General features: G+C 60.8%; 12 protein-coding genes. 7 read left to right on the plus strand and 5 right to left on the minus strand.

Going from position 1 to position 13120, the window contains the following annotated elements; genetic code table 11:
* Positions 1 to 13 precede the first annotated feature (13 nt).
* A complete protein-coding gene (locus tag ACP3TY_RS22025; RefSeq protein WP_426618485.1) occupies positions 14 to 1027 on the plus strand; it encodes a zinc-binding alcohol dehydrogenase family protein in 1014 nt (337 codons plus the stop codon).
* Between the two features lie 196 nt (positions 1028 to 1223).
* The gene (locus tag ACP3TY_RS22030) at positions 1224 to 1397 is read left to right on the plus strand and encodes a hypothetical protein (RefSeq protein WP_172680068.1); all 174 of its coding nucleotides are present in this window, start codon (positions 1224 to 1226) and stop codon (positions 1395 to 1397) included.
* 5 nt (positions 1398 to 1402) lie between these two features.
* Here ACP3TY_RS22030 and ACP3TY_RS22035 read toward each other — a convergent pair whose 3' ends face one another.
* Together ACP3TY_RS22035 and ACP3TY_RS22040 are read right to left on the minus strand one after the other, a co-directional pair.
* Entirely contained in the window at positions 1403 to 2605 is a 1203-nt protein-coding gene (locus ACP3TY_RS22035; RefSeq protein WP_053116943.1) for a multidrug effflux MFS transporter, read from the minus strand.
* Positions 2606 to 2775: 170 nt separating this feature from the next.
* Positions 2776 to 2973 (minus strand): cation transporter, encoded by a 198-nt coding sequence (locus ACP3TY_RS22040; RefSeq protein WP_025111719.1) that lies wholly within the window; start codon positions 2971 to 2973, stop codon positions 2776 to 2778.
* A 148-nt stretch (positions 2974 to 3121) separates the two neighbouring features.
* Here ACP3TY_RS22040 and ACP3TY_RS22045 point away from each other — a divergent pair, with 148 nt between their 5' ends.
* From ACP3TY_RS22045 to cueR, 3 genes are all read left to right on the plus strand, one after another.
* Complete coding sequence (locus tag ACP3TY_RS22045; protein ID WP_053116942.1) at positions 3122 to 3505, plus strand: hypothetical protein; 384 nt, start codon at positions 3122 to 3124, stop codon at positions 3503 to 3505.
* Positions 3506 to 3703: 198 nt separating this feature from the next.
* A complete protein-coding gene (gene cueA / locus ACP3TY_RS22050) occupies positions 3704 to 6097 on the plus strand; it encodes a copper resistance metal-translocating P1-type ATPase CueA (RefSeq protein ID WP_426618486.1) in 2394 nt (797 codons plus the stop codon).
* Positions 6094 to 6507, plus strand: a complete 414-nt coding sequence (gene cueR / locus ACP3TY_RS22055) for a Cu(I)-responsive transcriptional regulator (protein WP_064387762.1) — start codon at positions 6094 to 6096, stop codon at positions 6505 to 6507. Before cueA ends, cueR begins: the two co-directional genes overlap by 4 nt.
* Here cueR and ACP3TY_RS22060 read toward each other — a convergent pair.
* From ACP3TY_RS22060 to ACP3TY_RS22070, 3 genes are all read right to left on the minus strand, one after another.
* Positions 6461 to 7669 carry an MFS transporter gene (locus ACP3TY_RS22060; protein ID WP_426618487.1) on the minus strand — a complete coding sequence of 403 codons (1209 nt, stop codon included), beginning with the start codon at positions 7667 to 7669 and terminating at the stop codon, positions 6461 to 6463. The genes cueR and ACP3TY_RS22060 overlap by 47 nt on opposite strands.
* 158 nt (positions 7670 to 7827) lie before the next feature.
* Positions 7828 to 8724: a PA4780 family RIO1-like protein kinase gene (locus tag ACP3TY_RS22065; RefSeq protein WP_053116938.1), complete on the minus strand. Its 897-nt coding sequence runs from the start codon at positions 8722 to 8724 to the stop codon at positions 7828 to 7830.
* Positions 8725 to 9148: 424 nt separating this feature from the next.
* On the minus strand, positions 9149 to 10426 hold the full coding sequence (locus tag ACP3TY_RS22070; protein ID WP_426618488.1) for an acetyl-CoA C-acetyltransferase: 1278 nt from the start codon (positions 10424 to 10426) through the stop codon (positions 9149 to 9151).
* A 257-nt stretch (positions 10427 to 10683) separates the two neighbouring features.
* Between ACP3TY_RS22070 and ACP3TY_RS22075 the strand changes: the two genes are divergently transcribed.
* A complete protein-coding gene (locus tag ACP3TY_RS22075) occupies positions 10684 to 12036 on the plus strand; it encodes a 3-oxoacyl-ACP reductase (protein ID WP_426618489.1) in 1353 nt (450 codons plus the stop codon).
* A gap of 3 nt (positions 12037 to 12039) precedes the next feature.
* Positions 12040 to 12894, plus strand: coding sequence for a MaoC family dehydratase (locus tag ACP3TY_RS22080; protein ID WP_426618490.1), 855 nt, complete (start codon positions 12040 to 12042; stop codon positions 12892 to 12894).
* Positions 12895 to 13120: the final 226 nt, after the last annotated feature.

Raw genomic sequence — 13120 nt, forward strand, 5'->3', positions numbered from 1 at the left:
TACGGAGCCACTCATGAAAGCCATCGCCTATTACGCGTCCCTGCCGATCAGCGACGCCAAGTCCCTGCAAGACATCGAACGGCCAGAACCGGTCGCCGGCCCGCGCGACCTGCTGGTTGAAGTCAAAGCCATCTCGGTCAATCCGGTCGACACCAAAGTGCGGCAAAACGTGGCGCCGGAACACGGCGCGGCGAAAGTGCTGGGCTGGGACGTCGCCGGTGTGGTCAAGGCTGTCGGCAGCGACGTGACGCTGTTCAAGGCTGGCGACAAGGTTTTCTACGCAGGTTCCATTGCCCGCGCTGGTGGCAACAGTGAACTGCACACAGTAGATGAGCGCATCGTCGGCCATATGCCGAAATCCCTCGGTTTCGCCGAAGCCGCTGCGTTGCCGCTGACCGCGATCACCGCGTGGGAATTGCTCTTCGAACGTCTGCAAATCCGCGAAGGCAAAACCGATGAAGGCCAAAGCCTGCTGATCGTCGGCGCGGCCGGCGGTGTCGGTTCGATTCTCACTCAGTTGGCCAAGCAACTCACCGGTCTGAAAGTGATCGGCACTGCTTCTCGCCAGCAGACCAGCGATTGGGTGAAAGAACTGGGCGCCGATCTGGTGATCGATCACAGCAAGCCGTTGAGCGAAGAACTGAAACGCGCCGGGATCGACAACGTCACTCACGTCGCCAGCCTGACCCAGACCGATCAGCATCTGGATCAACTGGTCGAGGCGTTGGCGCCGCAGGGCAAACTGGCGTTGATCGACGATCCGAAGTCGCTCGATATCACCAAGCTCAAGCGCAAGAGCCTGTCGCTGCACTGGGAGTTCATGTACACCCGCTCGCTGTTCGAGACGCCGGACATGATCGAGCAGCACAACCTGCTCAATCGTGTGGCTGAGCTGATTGATGCGGGGACGTTGAAGACCACGGTGGGCGAGCATTTTGGTGTGATTAATGCGGCCAATCTGCGTCGGGCGCATGAGTTGCTGGAGAGTGGCAAAGCCAAGGGGAAAATTGTTTTAGAAAGTTTCTAAAGACAAAAGATCGCAGCCTTCGGCAGCTCCTACAGGGGTGTAGAGCCACGGTGGAGTGGGCGCGGCCGTGTAGGAGCGGCCGCTGGCTGCGATCTTTGCCGTCAGTCAGATGGCTGACCCTTGTCACAATTGCGATGGTATTCAGGACTACAATCGAAGCCTCTGCGGTACATCTTTTACGCAAAGGAGGTCAGCAATGAAGATCCTGATAAAAGAAGTGGCAAAGTCTCAATGGCAGGTTCGTCTCGACCAGCACGCCGTGACATTCCGCAGTGAAGCCGAAGCCCTGGCCTTCACTCGCACCCTCGAAGCGCGAATATTCGCGCCCCATCAGATTCCCGACCGCAGCCAGCAGCGCGCCGCCGGCTGAGTGTTTCAGACCTCGGCTTGAGCCTGCGCCAGCGCCCGGGCGTTTTGCAGACGCCGGGTCAGCATCGCGACGCACACCACCAACAAACCGCAAACGCTGATGACAATCGCCATCGGCACGGCGGTGCCGTCGTGCAACACACCGACCAGAGCCGAAGCCCCGGCGGCGACGCTGAATTGCATGCAACCGAGCAACGCCGACGCACTGCCGGCGCGCCCGCCCTGCCCGTTCATCGCGCAAGCGGCGGCGTTGGGGCTGATGCAGCCAAGGCTCGACACGCAGATAAACAATGGAATCAGCAGCGGCCACAACGATTCGGTGTGCAAGGCGCTGACCGCCAATAACGTCAGGCCCGCTGCCAGATAAACCCAGACTGCACGCGCCAGCAGGAATGCCGGGCCACGCTTGGCCAACAGCCGCGCGTTGACCTGCGCCACCAGAATGAAGCCCGCCGCGTTGGTGCCGAACAGCCAGCCGAAATGCTCGGCGGGCACGCCATACAGTTTGATGAAGATAAACGGTGAGCCGGCGATGTAGGCGAACATCCCGGCGATGGCGATGCCGCCGGTCAGCGCGTGGCCGAGGTAAACGCGATCACTCAGCAGGCGTGCGTACTGGCGAAAGGCACCGGACAACGGTTGGCGCGGCATGCTCGCTGGCATACTTTCCGGCAGACCGAGCGCGACCGCGAGGCCGGCCAGGGCGCTGAAACCGGTCAGCACCAGGAAGATCGACTGCCAGCCGGTGGTGTTGACCAGCAAACCGCCGAGCATCGGCGCCAGAATCGGTGCCAGCCCCATCACCAGCATCAGCTGCGAAAACACCTTCGCCGAGCCGACGGCGTCGCATTTGTCGCTGACCACGGCGCGGGAAATCACCATGCCCGCACAGCCGCCCAACGCCTGCACGAAGCGCGCGCCGATCAGCCATTCGAGGTTCGGCGCATAGGCGCAGGCCAATGAAGCGAGGGTGAACAGGGTCAGGCCGACGAGCAGCGGAATGCGCCGACCAAAGCGATCCGCCACCGGGCCGTAGGCCAACTGGCCGAGGGACAAACCGGCGAAATAGGCGGCCAGGGTCATCTGCACGTGCTTCTCGTCGGTGGCGAACGCCAGCGCCATCGCGGGAAACGCAGGTAAATAAAAGTCGATCGCCAAGGGCCCGAAGGCGGTCAAGGCACCGAGAATCAAAATGGTACGGAAGTTCATCAGGCATCCAGTCAGGCAAGTCGGCAGCCCGACAGTCTAGCTGCGGCTGGACGCCTTGAACATTCCGATAGCTCGCTAACTATAAAAACAGCAAAAGATCGCAGCCTTCGGCAGCTCCTACATGAATGCGTCTTCTGTAGGAGCTGCCGAAGGCTGCGATCTTTTTGTTTCTAGGCGAGTTTGACGGCGTAGCCCTCTTCGCTGATGACCTCGATCACCTGCTCGGCACTCAGCGCACTTTCAACGCCCACTTCTTTCGCCGCCAGATCGACGCGCACGCTGGCCGCCGGGTCTTTGGCCTGCACGGCGTTAGTGATGGCTTTGACGCAGTGGCCGCAGGACATGCCTTGAACGTTGAACACTTGCATGGAATGACTCCTTTGAGTGAGGTTGCCGGCAGTGTCGAGCTTGCCACGATGGCAAGGTCAAGTTCTGCAATCACCTGCCGGGCTGGCAATCGGCGCCGCGCTCGGCCAAACTGCGTGCATCAATGACTTAAATTCAGGAGATTCAGCCATGCGCTGGTCAGCTTTCAGCCTGTTTGGCTTGCTCAGCCTCTTTGCCGCCGTCCCTCAAGTGCAAGCCGCCGGGGAGGATTACGCGGTGCTGATCATCTCCCGCGAGCGTCTGGAAGTGTCGACCTCCTGCGAGATTGGCGTGTATATCCAGGATCAGCTCTCGGCGCGGCTGCTGCAGGAGCAAAGTATTTCCTTCAACCTGCCGCCGGGCACCGTGTCGCTGCGCTTGAAGTTGCTGCCGGGGCAAGTCGCCGGTTGCAATCCGGGCATGCTTGCGCCGGGTTCGCAGGAGATCAAACTGCGTGCCGGGGATGTGCTGAAGTATCGCTTGGCGATGAATTCCGAAGGCGTCTACCTGAAACGCGCCGATCTCGAATACTGATTTATGCGCGTGATCGTTCCCACGCTCCGCGTGGGAATGCAGCCATGGACGCTCCGCGTCCCGATGCGTGACGCAGAGCGTCACAGGAGGCATTCCCACGCGGAGCGTGGGAACGATCACGGTAGGAAGATTGGCGCTTGACCTTGCCCGCATGGCAAGGTTGATCCTTGTAGGCATCTACTACAGGGAGTACGACCGATGTCCGATTCCATCACTTTCGATCTGCCGATTGCCGGCATGACCTGCGCCAGTTGCGCCGGGCGTGTCGAGCGGGCTTTGAGCAAAGTCAGCGGCGCCAGTGCCGTCAGCGTCAACCTCGCCACCGAGCAGGCCCGTGTGCAGGCGCCGGGCGACAGCCTTGCGGCTTTGATGGAAGCGGTCGAGCGCGCCGGTTACAGCGTCCCGCAGCAAACTCTCGAACTGAATATCGAAGGCATGACCTGCGCTTCCTGCGTCGGCCGCGTCGAGCGCGCCCTGAACAAAGTCCCCGGGGTGAAAAGCGTCAGCGTCAACCTGGCCAACGAACGCGCCCACCTCGAATTGCTCGGCCACGTCGACTCACAAACCCTGCTAGACGCGGTGAGCAAGGCCGGCTACTCGGCCAGCGTCTGGCAAGCCGAACACCCGCAAACCGATAACCAACAGCAGAAGCTCAAGCACGAACGCTGGGCGCTGATCTGCGCGATCGCCCTCGCCTTGCCGTTGGTGGCGCCGATGCTGCTGCAACCGTTCGGCATTCACTGGATGCTCCCGGCCTGGGTGCAATTCGTCCTCGCCACGCCGGTGCAATTTATCTTCGGTGCACGGTTTTACGTGGCGGCGTGGAAAGCCGTACGGGCCGGTGCCGGCAACATGGACTTGCTCGTTGCCCTCGGCACCAGCGCCGGTTATGGCTTGAGCCTTTATGAATGGGCCACCGCTGCCGGGCGCATGCCGCATCTGTATTTCGAAGCGTCGGCGGTGGTGATTGCCTTGGTGCTGCTCGGCAAATACCTCGAGAGCCGCGCCAAACGCCAGACCGCCAGCGCCATCCGCGCCCTCGAAGCCTTGCGGCCGGAACGGGCGATTCAAGTGATCGACGGCCGCGAACAAGATGTCGCCATCAGCGCCCTGCGCCTCAATGATCTGGTGCTGGTCAAACCCGGCGAACGCTTTCCCGTCGATGGCGAAGTCATTGAGGGCCAGAGCCACGCCGACGAAGCGCTGATCAGCGGCGAGAGCCTGCCCGTGCCGAAACAACCGGGCGACAAAGTCACCGGCGGCGCAATCAACGGTGAAGGTCGCTTGTTGGTGCGCACTCAGGCGCTCGGCGCCGAGACTGTATTGGCGCGGATCATTCGCTTGGTCGAGGACGCCCAGGCAGCGAAAGCACCGATCCAGAAACTGGTGGATAAGGTCAGCCAGATTTTCGTGCCGACCGTGTTGCTGATTGCCCTGGCCACGTTGATGGGCTGGTGGCTGTACGGCGCGCCGCTGGAAACCGCGCTGATCAATGCGGTCGCTGTTCTGGTTATCGCTTGCCCCTGTGCACTGGGCCTCGCCACGCCGACCGCGATCATGGCCGGCACCGGCGTCGCCGCACGCCACGGCATTCTGATCAAGGACGCCGAAGCGCTGGAACGCGCCCATGAAGTCAGCACTGTGGTGTTCGACAAGACCGGCACGCTGACCTCCGGCACACCGCGCATTGCCCATTTCAGCGCGGTCGATGGTGATGAAAACAGGCTGCTGACACTGGCCGGCGCCCTGCAACGCGGCAGTGAACACCCGTTAGCCAAAGCGGTGCTCGACGCCGCTGCTGAACGCAATCTGCAGGTGCCTGATGTCAGCGACAGCCAGTCGCTGACCGGTCGCGGCATCGCCGGTAATCTCGATGGCCGACGTCTGGCGTTGGGCAATCGGCGCATGCTCGACGAAAGTGGTTTGAGCACCGGCAACCTGAGCGAATCCGCCCAAGCCTGGGAAGCTGAAGGTCGCACGTTGTCGTGGTTGATCGAGCAAAGTCCCGAGCCGAAAGTGCTCGGTTTGTTCGCCTTCGGTGACACATTGAAACCCGGCGCGCTGGAAGCCGTGCAGCAACTCGCCGCACGAGATATCCACAGCCATTTGTTGACCGGCGACAACCGTGGCAGCGCTCGCGTGGTCGCCGAAGCGCTGGGCATCAGCAGCGTTCACGCCGAAGTGCTGCCCGCCGACAAAGCCGCCACCGTCGCCGAATTGAAAAAAACCGGCGTGGTCGCGATGGTCGGCGACGGCATCAACGACGCCCCGGCCCTCGCCGCTGCGGACATCGGCATCGCCATGGGCGGCGGCACCGACGTCGCCATGCACGCGGCGGGTATCACTCTGATGCGCGGCGATCCACGGTTGGTGCCGGCGGCGCTGGAAATCAGCCGCAAGACCTACGCGAAAATTCGTCAGAACCTGTTCTGGGCCTTTGTCTACAACCTGATCGGCATTCCGCTGGCGGCGTTCGGCTTCCTCAATCCGGTATTGGCCGGGGCGGCGATGGCGCTGTCGAGCGTCAGCGTGGTGAGCAATGCGCTACTGTTGAAAACCTGGAAACCCAAGGATCTGGAGGAGCACCGATGAACATCGGTCAAGCGGCCAAACACAGTGGCCTGAGCGCGAAAATGATCCGCTATTACGAATCGATCGGCCTGCTCAAAGCGGCGCATCGCACCGACAGCGGTTACCGGGTTTACGGTGACGATGACCTGCACACGTTGGCGTTTATCAAGCGCTCGCGGGACTTAGGCTTTTCACTGGAAGAGGTCGGCAAACTGCTGACCCTCTGGCAGGATCGCCAACGCGCCAGCGCCGATGTGAAGGCGTTGGCGCGTCAGCACATCGACGAGCTGAATCAGAAGATCCGCGAACTCGGCGAACTGCGCGACACCCTGCAGGATCTGGTCGAGCACTGCAACGGCGACCATCGCCCCGACTGCCCGATCCTCAAGGAGCTGGCGTCGGGCTGCTGCGCACAACCCGCGCGCGTTTGAGCGCCAACAGTTTCACCGTGAGCAATGTGCAAAGCGGAATACCGTGGAACAACATGACCACGGCACCCGGCGTCCACCACGCGTAGAACGGCGCAGCGATGAGCATGCCGATGCCGAAACCGGTCATTTGCAGCAACGTCAGCACGCTGAAGATTGGCAGGCGCAAGTGCTCGGGCTCGCGTTGCAGACGGGACATCAGGCCGACTTCGGAAAAGCCATCGCCCAGCCCCGCCGGCAATGAAAACAGCAGCAATCCGTAGAGGCTGTGCTGCTGGAACATCAGAATGAAGCCGCAAGACATCAGCGCCACACCGAAGAAAAACCGCCGCTCCAGATGGATATTGTCCGAGCCTTTGAGGCGACTGGCGATGCGCGCGCCGAGCAGTTTGCCGCTGGCCCACACAGCGAGCATCAGGCCCAACGTGGTACTCGCCGAATCGGGCGTGAGCAGTTTCGAGATGATCGGAAAACCGACGTTGTGCGCGGCGCTGCCCAAGGTGTCGGCCATCGTCACCGCGAGCATCGCGGCAATCACCGGCGCACTGCGCAAACCGTACTTAAGCGCTGACCATTCACCGCGTTCGGGTTCCTCGTTGATCGTGGGAGCGTCGAAGCGCAACGGCACGATCAACAGCGCCGCGAGCAGATAGGTCACGGCATTCAAAGCGAATACCGTTTCAAATCCGAATGCAGCTACCAGCAAACCCGATACGAGACTGCCGCCGACCATGGCTGCGGAAGACGCCGAAGTGATCCAGGCGTTGGCTTTGAGCAGTTGATCGGCGGGGATTAGACGCGGCAGCTGACTGTTGAGGCCGATGGCGAACATCGAATTGCCCAGGCCGAGGCCGAAGGCAATGAGCGGCAATAACCAGACCTGCTGGCTGACCGGCACGATCAATAGCAAACCGAGCACGCTGGCGCGCAACAGGTCGAAGGCAATCAGCGGCGCGCGACCGCTCCAGCGCCGGTAAACCGCAGTGCCGATGAGGCTGGCAAAAATCCCGCCGCCGACGCGACTGGCGAGGAAGATGCCGACGCTCATGGAGCTGTTGCTGAGCAGGTAGACGTAGGTGGCCAGCGCGACCATGTTGAGGAATGCGCCGAAATCGGAGATGAGCCGGGCGGTGATGATCAGTTGGGTGTTGCGTTGGGTACTCACATACGATCCTTGTAGGAGCTGCCGAAGGCTGCGATCTTTTGATCCTGTTCTGATCGATCGCCAAGATCAAAAGATCGCAGCCTTCGGCAGCTCCTACAAGGATTGGTGGTGTGCTGAAGACAAAAAACCCGGCCGAAGCCGGGTTTCTGTTCAAACGATCACTGCATCCACGGGGGTGGCGGTGGTTCTTCTGATTTGCCTTTAGGCTCGTCATCCGCCGCACGGATCGCTTGCTTGCGCTCTTCATCAAGCCGCGCCGCTTCGATCTCGCGGATAACCCCGCCGACATCCGCCAGCTCTTCCGGCTCGTCGAACTCACCGGTCAGCACACTGTTCGGGTGCAAGGTGCCGGCTTCGTACAGCGCCCACATTTCTTTCGCGTACTTGGTCTTCTTCAACTCCGGCGCAAAGCGACCGAAGTACGAAGCCATGTTGCCAACGTCACGTTCAAGCATGCTGAACGCGTGGTTGTTGCCGGCAGCATCGACCGCTTGTGGCAGGTCGATGATCACCGGGCCGGTCGGTGTCAGCAGCACGTTGAACTCCGAGAGGTCACCGTGCACCAGACCGGTACACAACATCAGCACGATCTGCGAAATCAGGAACGCGTGATATTCACGGGCCTGATCGGCTTCCAGTACCACGTCATTAAGACGCGGCGCCGCATCGCCGTATTCATCGGCCACCAGTTCCATCAGCAGCACGCCTTCGAGGAAGTCGAACGGCTTGGGCACGCGCACACCGGCGCCAGCCAGACGGAACAGCGCCGCCACTTCGGCGTTCTGCCAAGCGTCTTCGGTCTCTTTGCGACCGAATTTCGAGCCCTTGGCCATCGCGCGCGCCTGACGGCTGTTACGCACCTTGCGGCCTTCCTGATACTCGGCTGCCTGGCGGAAACTACGTTTGTTTGCCTCCTTGTAGACCTTGGCGCAACGTAACTCGTTGCCGCAGCGCACCACATAAACAGCTGCTTCTTTACCACTCATGAGTGGTCGCAGCACCTCGTCAACCAGACCGTCTTCGATCAGCGGTTCAATGCGTTTTGGAGTCTTCATCAGCTTTTATTGTGGGTCCTTTATTACCAAACACGCGAATGTCACTCGTTATACGGCAATCCTCGCAGTACGGGGAGGGGTTGCCGACCTGTGAACGTTGTCGATGCACACACTGTGCCGGATTAATCAGGGCCAACCTGCGTAGACCGCTGCGAATAATAGCTGACAGCGTGGTACTTGTTGGTATCGGCCGGTGAGGGGATTTGCGACAGAATCTGACATTTGTGGTTTCGCCTTTTTACCCTCACCCCAGCCCTCTCCCGGAGGGAGAGGGGGCCGACCGAGTTGTCTGGCGTTATACATCGACCTGAAACACCGCGTCGATTTTTGGATTCGGTGCAGCACTATCAGGTCGGCGTACCTCGCAAGCATCCCCCAATCAGTCCCCTCTCCCTTTGGGAGAGGGCTAGGGTGAGGGGTTCTTCTAGCGTTCGATGATCGCGGTAACACCTTGCCCGCCAGCAGCACAAATCGAAATCAGACCTCTCCCCTTGCCCGCCGCCTCCAGCAGTTTGGCCAGGTTGGCGACGATGCGTCCCCCCGTAGCGGCGAACGGATGCCCCGCTGCCAGCGAACTGCCCTTCACATTCAGCCGGCTACGATCAATCGACCCCAACGGCGCATCCAGCCCCAACCGGGATTTGCAGTATTCGGGATCCTCCCAAGCCTTGAGCGTACACAACACCTGCGCCGCAAACGCTTCGTGAATTTCGTAGTAATCAAAATCCTGCAAGCTCAGCCCGTTGCGCGCCAGCAAGCGTGGCACCGCATACACCGGCGCCATCAACAGGCCCTCGGCACCGTTGACGAAGTCCACCGCCGCCGCTTCACCATCGCGCAGATAGGCAAGAATCGGCAAGCCGCGCTCCTTCGCCCACTCTTCACTGCCGAGCAGCACCACCGAGGCGCCATCGGTGAGTGGCGTGGAGTTGCCCGCCGTCAGCGTGCCTTTGGCGCTTTTCTCGAACGCCGGTTTCAGCGTGGCGAGTTTTTCCAGGGTCAGATCCGGGCGCAGATTGTTGTCGCGGGTCAGGCCAAGGAACGGTGTCATCAGATCGTTGTGCCAGCCTTCGCTGTAGGACGCCGCCAGTTTTTGGTGACTTTCGAGGGCCAGTTGATCCTGCTCTTCACGCGGAATATTCCAGGTCTGCGCCATCAGTTCGCAGTGTTGGCCCATCGACAGGCCGGTGCGCGGTTCGCCGTTGCGCGGGAATTCCGGGATCAGGTGTTGGGGCCGCAGTTGCAGAAAGGTTTTCAGTTTGTCGCCGGTGGTTTTCGCGCGGTTGGCTTGCAGAATGATTTTGCGCAGGCCTTCGCTGACGCTGATCGGCGCGTCCGACGTGGTGTCGACGCCACCGGCAATACCGCAATCGATCTGGCCGAGGGCGATTTTGTTGGCGACCAGCAATGCGGCTTCCAGACCGGTGCCGCAGGCTTGCTGGATATCGTAGGTCGGGGTGGCTGGCGACAAACGCGAGCCGAGGACGCATTCGCGGGTCAGGTTCATATCCCGTGACAATTTAAGCACCGCGCCCGCCACCACTTCGCCGATGCGCTGGCCGTGGAGGTTGTAGCGTTCGATCAGGCCTTCGAGCGCGGCGGTGAGCATCACCTGATTGCTGGCCGTGGCGTACGGCCCGTTGGAACGGGCGAAAGGGATACGGTTACCGCCAATGATCGCGACGCGGCGCAGCTGACTCATGAATAACTCCTTTTCCACATTATCGAATTTGATGCTGTTCCTGTGGGAGCGAGCCTGCTCGCGAAAACGTCGGCACATTCAGCCAGTTTGGTGACTGATGTACCGCTTTCGCGAGCAGGCTCGCTCCCACAAGTACCGCATTTATCTGCCAGACCTGCTAAACCTCAGTGTTCTAGCGTAGGCCCAATTGCGTGGATCGAACGATTGATTGCCATCGGTAGTCCACACTTTGAACCCCAACTTTTGGAGAGCGTTCCATGTCTGACCGCTATATCGACTTCGCCAACTCGTCCTTCGGCCATCGTCTGGTCGGGGCGCTGGGCCTGCCGTCGCCGGTGCGACTGGAGCGCTGGCAGGCTGGGCGCCTGCGGCCGGTGGAAGGTGCGCTGCTGATCGGTGGCGGGCCGCTGGCCGAACGCGTCAGCACATTTGCCAACCGTCTGACCGAAAGCATTTACCGCTACGGCGAGCAACCGGCGACCGCCACCGAATGGATTCCCGGCCATGGCCCGAAACTAAAAGCCGTGGTGTTCGACGCCAGCGAATTGCAGCACACCGACCAGCTCAAGCAACTGCGCGAATTCTTTCAGCCGCTGATGAAGAATCTTGAGAGCAGCGCGCATCTGGTGATTCTGGGGCGCGCCCCGGAAACTCTCCGCGATCCATTCGCCTCCAGTGCACAACGCGCGCTCGAAGGTTTTTCGCGTTCGCTGGCCAAAGAACTGCGCAGCGGCGGCACGTTGCAACTGATTTATGTCGGCGAAGGTGCCGAGGATCAACTGGAAGGCCCGCTGCGGTTTTTCCTCTCGCCGAAAAGTGCGTTTGTCTCCGGACAAGTGATTCGTCTGACCGCGTGCGCCACACAAGTCACTGACTGGACGCGTCCGCTGGCCGGTCGCAAAGCGCTGGTCACCGGTGCGGCACGCGGTATCGGCGCATCGATCGCTGAAACCCTCGCCCGCGATGGCGCGGAAGTGATTCTGCTCGACGTGCCGCCAGCGAAAACCGATCTCGAAGCCCTCGCCGCCCGCCTCGGTGGTCGCGCGATCACCCTCGATATCTGCGCCGAAAACGCCGCCGCGCAACTGAGTGAGCAACTGCCTGACGGCCTCGACATTCTGGTGCATAACGCCGGCATCACCCGCGATAAAACCCTGGCCAACATAACCCCGGAATTCTGGGACGCGGTGCTCGCGGTCAATCTCAACGCGCCGCAAGTGCTGACCAAAGCGCTGCTCGACAACGGCACGCTGCACGACGATGCGCGAGTGATTCTGCTCGCCTCGATCAGCGGCATCGCCGGCAACCGTGGGCAAACCAACTACGCCGCGAGCAAGGCCGGTTTGATCGGTCTGGCGCAAGCGTGGGCGCCGACGCTGCTGGAGCGTGGCATCAGTATCAACGCGGTCGCACCCGGTTTTATCGAAACGCAGATGACCGCGCACATCCCGTTCGGTTTGCGTGAAGCCGGGCGGCGCATGAGTTCGCTGGGCCAGGGCGGCTTGCCGCAAGACGTCGCCGAAGCCGTGGCGTGGCTGGCGCAACCGGGTACCGGCGCGTTCACCGGTCAGGCGTTGCGGGTTTGTGGGCAAAGTGTTTTGGGAGCTTAAGGCATGAGCATCGAATGGCACACGCTGGATCGCGAACCGAGCCTGCCGGGGCTTTACGCACGGGCCGCGACGCGACGCAAAATCACCGGCACCACCCTGCCCGACAGCGGTTTGCGCTGTTGGGTCGATGTCGATGGCAAGCGCCTGGCGGACTATCGCAAGGTCTGCGGCTTTGCCGATGACGGGCTGTTGCCGCCGACTTATCCACACATCCTCGCGTTCGCGTTGCAGATGCAATTGCTCACGGCAAAAGAATTTCCGTTTCCGCTGCTGGGGCTGATTCATTTGAGCAATCGCATTCGCGTGTTGCGGCCAATGGGCGGGATCAGTCGCGCGCAGGTCAGCATGCGTGTGCACAACTTGCAACCGCATCCCAAAGGCGCAACGTTCGATGTGCTGACCACGCTGGACGATCAACTAGGGCCGTTGTGGGAAGCGGAAAGTCAGATGCTTTGTCGCGGGGTGAAGCTCGACGGCGAACCAGTTGATCCGAATTGGGAGCCTGCGCAAGCGTTAAGCGAATTGGCGCAGTGGAAAGCGCCGGCGGACATTGGCCGGCAGTACGCCAAGGTTTCCGGTGACTACAACCCGATTCACTTGAGCGCCGCGAGTGCCAAGCTGTTTGGTTTTCCTACGGCCATTGCTCATGGTTTGTGGAACAAGGCACGGACATTGGCGGCACTGGCCGATCATTTGCCCAAGGCCAATCTGGAAATCACTGTGCACTTTCGCAAGCCGGTGCGACTGCCGAGCGAGGTGACGTTGCTGGCGAGTGCGGCGGGGTCGAGTGGTGAGTTGCGATTGGTGGGTGCGGAAGATCTGGAGCATATGGTTGGCCTGTGGCAACCGATCGCGTAATAAACGCAGAACCCTTGTGGTGAGGTGGCACAGAGGATTGTGTCGATCCCGGAAACGGGGAAATTTGACCTGTTAATTGTGTATATATCACTTAAGTTTTCCCGCCTCCCCTCCCTTCCAATGAAAAAATCCAAGCCTTGATTTTCAAGGCTTTTTTTTTGCGCGTTTATCACCTCGGTATTAGTCCTTAGGCGCTGCAAACGGCCCTCTATATAAAGGCGTTAAT

The sequence above is a fragment of the Pseudomonas rustica genome, assembly GCF_049959085.1.
GTDB classification, from domain to species: domain Bacteria; phylum Pseudomonadota; class Gammaproteobacteria; order Pseudomonadales; family Pseudomonadaceae; genus Aquipseudomonas; species Aquipseudomonas rustica.

Coding starts and splice junctions, on each gene's coding strand:
- ACP3TY_RS22080 (WP_426618490.1), top strand. CDS start 12,040: ATGAGCATCGAATGGCACACGCTGGATCGCGAACCGAGCCTGCCGGGG.
- ACP3TY_RS22070 (WP_426618488.1), bottom strand. CDS start 10,426: ATGAGTCAGCTGCGCCGCGTCGCGATCATTGGCGGTAACCGTATCCCT.
- ACP3TY_RS22045 (WP_053116942.1), top strand. CDS start 3,122: ATGCGCTGGTCAGCTTTCAGCCTGTTTGGCTTGCTCAGCCTCTTTGCC.
- ACP3TY_RS22030 (WP_172680068.1), top strand. CDS start 1,224: ATGAAGATCCTGATAAAAGAAGTGGCAAAGTCTCAATGGCAGGTTCGT.
- ACP3TY_RS22035 (WP_053116943.1), bottom strand. CDS start 2,605: ATGAACTTCCGTACCATTTTGATTCTCGGTGCCTTGACCGCCTTCGGG.
- ACP3TY_RS22075 (WP_426618489.1), top strand. CDS start 10,684: ATGTCTGACCGCTATATCGACTTCGCCAACTCGTCCTTCGGCCATCGT.
- ACP3TY_RS22040 (WP_025111719.1), bottom strand. CDS start 2,973: ATGCAAGTGTTCAACGTTCAAGGCATGTCCTGCGGCCACTGCGTCAAA.
- cueA (WP_426618486.1), top strand. CDS start 3,704: ATGTCCGATTCCATCACTTTCGATCTGCCGATTGCCGGCATGACCTGC.
- cueR (WP_064387762.1), top strand. CDS start 6,094: ATGAACATCGGTCAAGCGGCCAAACACAGTGGCCTGAGCGCGAAAATG.
- ACP3TY_RS22065 (WP_053116938.1), bottom strand. CDS start 8,724: ATGAAGACTCCAAAACGCATTGAACCGCTGATCGAAGACGGTCTGGTT.
- ACP3TY_RS22025 (WP_426618485.1), top strand. CDS start 14: ATGAAAGCCATCGCCTATTACGCGTCCCTGCCGATCAGCGACGCCAAG.